This window comes from Vibrio sp. 10N.261.45.E2 (genome assembly GCF_002875705.1).
Taxonomy (GTDB): domain Bacteria; phylum Pseudomonadota; class Gammaproteobacteria; order Enterobacterales; family Vibrionaceae; genus Vibrio.
On sequence record NZ_MCZZ01000161.1, the window covers coordinates 1 to 4,191 of the forward strand.

A 4,191-nucleotide genomic window follows, 5' to 3' on the forward strand; every position below is an offset into this window, starting at 1 on the left:
TAGCGTCAACACCGCTAAAGAATAGCATTTAAGTTGACCTTGCTATTGCTTGTGTCTGCTGTTATTGTTTTGGTATCCCATTGATGAATGGAAATGAGTATTTGGAATTATTAACTAGAAACATGAATAAAAAAATCTACCACTGTAATGATGCTCACCAAGAATTGGCTAAAATGGAGTTATCGGCTAGGCGGATACTCTATATGTGCTTGTCTGAACTTGAGCGTGAGCGTGATGTTGATTCTGGTCTTACTTCTATTAAGTTCGACCCTGAACAAGTTTTTACTATTACTGCAAAAGATTATGCACAGCTATGTAATATCGATACGTCAGAGGCTTATAAGCAGCTTCAAAATGGTGTTTATGATATTCGTACTTATGGTATGGAGATCCCCGAATCTGTATTGCACCCAGAGCTTAAAGGGCGACCTAAAGACGGGATGATTGTATTTACTGTTGCTAATTACAGTTACTACTCGAACGGTGACGGATTCGTTGAAGTTAAACTTGCTCCTGAATTTGCCCCTTATATTTCAGACCTGACAAAAGAGTTTACGAGTCAGTTTCTTCTTAGTGCAGTTAGGCTTCCCAAAGGTAACGCCTATAATCTTTACCTTTTGTTATCTAGATGGATCAGTTCAGGAAAAATTGGCTACTGTGAGATTGAATTAGATGAATTGAAGCGAGAATTGGGAGTAGAGGGAGAGTGTTATAATAAGTTTAATACGTTTGATAATTCATTTTTCAAACGTGCTGTTAAGCAAGTCCTTGCTATCACTGAATTTACTTACATCGACATGGAAATTATTCAGAAGAAAGGCCGTAAAGCGCATAAAGTCAGAATTTCTTATGAGTACAAAAATCAAATTGATAAATTTGATGAGGCTGGCTTTGTCGTTAAAGCACCAAAGCCCGATAAAGAATTGGCAGCAAGTAAGGTTAAATTAAGTCCGTCTGAACGCTATCGACAACAATTGATTAAGGAGGGAAAAAAACCAACATTTTAAATGAATCGATTAATCGCTGATTGAACGAGCTGTAACTCGAACAACCAGCTAACCCAAAACCTACGATACTAGGATAGTGAGCTATGAAAAATAGTACCTTTCGCGTGCCTCTTTGTCACGTTACCTACGAACTGCTTGTTCAGTTTGTACACACGTCTTCAAATCTTACCTATAGGCAACGACAAGCCCTCCTTATTGGGAGGTCTGTAGTATGAGTGCCATTTTCTACGAAAAAGGCTCTCACAAAGCCAGAGAGTGCTTCCCTGAATTGTCTTAAAGACAATTCCAATGCCTTATGCTTTATTCGCTAGGGGTGTCTTACAGTGATATAGGAGAGAAGATGAAATGTAATTACCAATCTGTTCAGAATACGATGTCGAGAATGTTAGTTAAATTCTCTGTTGGGTCTGTTACCGAATTGAGAATGGTGTTCTTTTTAAGGGTGATGATGCGATAGGGCGTTACCCCTACGGGGCAAGGCTTTTCGGCTTCGCCTCGTGCCGATAACTTAACTCAATACGAGCTGGCTAATACCAGGTTCATACTTCACTTGGTATTAGCCGGCTCTTTTCGTTTAAGTTCCTGTCCCCCAATCCTGAACGCAAAATCAAGCCCCCATTCGGGGCTATTTAACTGATTGGAACGAAGAATCTGTAAGATTGACTCCGTTTCTCGCCTGTCTTTTCCCTTTGATTTCTCATTACCGTGTTGCGGTCTTCCTGCTTAACGTCCCAAATCAGAACCTCTAAAACAAGGGTATATAAACGCTTCGCGCCCTTGTTTTAAAGAACCATGATTTCGGGTCGAGCAGTCAGGCGACAACGGGAATGAAAAATTAATCAAAGGAAAAACTTATGACAGACTCAATCCGTAATCAATCAACAGCTTCTAACGTCCAAACAGCGACAAACGTATCCCCGTTTGAACAGTCAGGCTCATCCAAAAATGAATTTTTGAAAAGCTTCTCTGGTCGTAAATTGCGTAAAAATGCTAAGGCCAAAATTACTAAGTTGTTGGGTTTTGCGGATTCGTTGATCTTAAAAACTCAGTCAATGGGTATGGATGATTGCTATAGAAGTAATGAGCCTGTCACGATGGATAAAGCGGATTTTTGGGACTGGTACGAAAAGAATTACCGCGACATGGTGATTTTATTAACTATCCATGACGGGGTTCTGGTGAAAGTCCAAGTTTGTGATTGTATTTACCATTTTTCGGATGATGTAGTCATGACTTTCTCATTGGATGAGCTAGGCGCGGAAGGTGCTATTTTTGATAATAATTCTTTGGTTGTTGAAGAAGTCGAAGAGGTGAAAGAAGAGGTTTTATTAGCCCCGTTCTATAAGTACGAAAGCCTAGTTAATACCGCAGTTGTTGATCGCGTTACGATTCAATGGAGCGAGTCAAACCAGTTCGATGATAACGAGGTTTACACGCTGGAAGAGTACAACGAAAAAGCCATGATTGAAGCACAAGAAACTGGACGCGGTAACGGCTACGCGAAAACAATGTTAGAAATTACGTTTGATGATGGTCTAAGCGAAAAATTCAGACATGATATTGATGCAGATTACCCAACATTAAACCATTACTACGCTGCGGTGAGTGAGGTTAAATTAATTACAGCCTCTAAAGTGCGCTTTACGTTTGAGCAAGTAACAAAGGCGTTAATTGACGGTTATCTGTCACCGCTTAACAGTGACGAGAAAAAGCCAACACCACCGCCAGAAGATAAAACCCGAAAAGTTGTAGCCCTAGGAGACTATCAAGAGCGACAAGAAGAAAAGCGCGAGCGATTAGAAGAGCGAGCAATAAAAGCCGCTGCGGTATCTACGGAGCGTTTTAATACAGCAAGTTCATTAGGGAAAATGTTACCTTTTGGTCAGCCTATCCTAGTAGGCCACCACTCAGAAGCAAAGCACCGTAGACACGCGGAGAGCATTAATACAAACATGCGTAAAAGCGTAGAGGCTCAGGACAAAGCGGAATATCTAAGCCGTCGCGCTGATAGTGTAGGCTCTGCTGGCATCGCGTCAGACGACCCCGAAGCGGTCACAAAGTTAAAGCAAAAGCTCGGCCGATTGGTGCAAAGCCATGAGTTAATGAAAGCAGTCAATAAGGTTGTGCGCTCTAGCCACATGACCGAGGAAGACAAGACGAGCCATCCTGCTCTCGCTGCTATCAAGCGCACTTTTAAGCACACCCGCTCTGGCCTACAGCGATGCCGAGTGTGGCATTTGGATGTGCATGCCGACAGGCTTCCACGCCAGTGGATGCGGAGAGTCCAAGGACGCATTTAAAGACCGCGTAAAGCACTTCAAGTCGCCTTTACCTAGTTTTCTGGGATGTATGGTGGACTCGGGCACTGATTCCAGTCAGGCAAGCGAAATTACCTCACGAGAAGGTCGAGCGGCTTACTCACCGCGCTATGAAGAGTGTGTGAGTTGGGGGCATTCATTTAAAGGTGAGAAAGTGTGCAGCGCTTGGAGGCCAGTGCCTTCAAAGTTGTACAAAGACCAATCTTGCGTAACGTCACGCGACACATCCCACCGAACCCCCACTCAATGCACAGCGACGTATGAATACACTGAAATGTGGATGGACGGCCAAAGGTATGGTGAGCCTTACTTTTACAATCACAATGGCGACACCATCACGGCGGACGTCATCATTGAAAATTAAAGCATCGACACTTTGTTATCGAGTTATCCACCGAAACGGTGGGTAAGCCCAAAAACCGCAACAAAATCAAACAGTCAATGCACTGAGTTGCTTACTTCATTCTCATGTCAAAATTGGGGTAATGTTGGAGCACCCAGCGCTGCTGCTCATTGATTCGCGCTATTGGGATATTTTTAAGCAACTTAACAATGATGCTCTTTCCTTTGATGAAGATGATGTAGCCATGCACCTCATCTTGATTACCGTTTGGGTAGTTTATCACTCCGCTCACCATGGCACCCATCCGGCTTTTTGACACCCCTTTAGTTAACACTACCAAAGCATTTTCAGATAAGACTGTCACTGGTCTTGAGCGCCCCCGAACCGAGATGATAGGGCACGACTCATCGGGATATTGCATTTTAAAGTATCGCTTGCCTTCACTTTTAACTTCCATGAGTTCCCCCTTATTTTGAGGTAATCCTTATGACCACAGAAAAGTCCATGTTTAGCGATTTCAAAG

Annotated in this window: 4 protein-coding genes; 3 read left to right on the plus strand and 1 reads right to left on the minus strand. The window is 42.9% G+C overall.

The window, feature by feature from the left end:
* Positions 1 to 101 precede the first annotated feature (101 nt).
* From BCT34_RS22015 to BCT34_RS24240, 3 genes are all read left to right on the plus strand, one after another.
* Positions 102 to 1,007 carry a replication initiation protein gene (locus BCT34_RS22015; protein ID WP_241902788.1) on the plus strand — a complete coding sequence of 302 codons (906 nt, stop codon included), beginning with the start codon at positions 102 to 104 and terminating at the stop codon, positions 1,005 to 1,007.
* An 854-nt stretch (positions 1,008 to 1,861) separates the two neighbouring features.
* Entirely contained in the window at positions 1,862 to 3,307 is a 1,446-nt protein-coding gene (locus BCT34_RS22020) for a DUF3560 domain-containing protein (RefSeq protein ID WP_241902789.1), read from the plus strand.
* 52 nt (positions 3,308 to 3,359) lie between these two features.
* On the plus strand, positions 3,360 to 3,689 hold the full coding sequence (locus tag BCT34_RS24240) for a hypothetical protein (RefSeq protein WP_133151001.1): 330 nt from the start codon (positions 3,360 to 3,362) through the stop codon (positions 3,687 to 3,689).
* A 91-nt stretch (positions 3,690 to 3,780) separates the two neighbouring features.
* Here the strand turns inward: BCT34_RS24240 and BCT34_RS22025 are convergent, their stop codons facing one another.
* Positions 3,781 to 4,125 (minus strand): hypothetical protein, encoded by a 345-nt coding sequence (locus BCT34_RS22025; protein ID WP_076653967.1) that lies wholly within the window; start codon positions 4,123 to 4,125, stop codon positions 3,781 to 3,783.
* Positions 4,126 to 4,191: the final 66 nt, after the last annotated feature.

Bases quoted from the DNA above. Each gene is read 5' to 3' on its own strand.
- BCT34_RS22020 (WP_241902789.1), top strand. From the start codon at position 1,862: ATGACAGACTCAATCCGTAATCAATCAACAGCTTCTAACGTCCAAACA.
- BCT34_RS22025 (WP_076653967.1), bottom strand. From the start codon at position 4,125: ATGGAAGTTAAAAGTGAAGGCAAGCGATACTTTAAAATGCAATATCCC.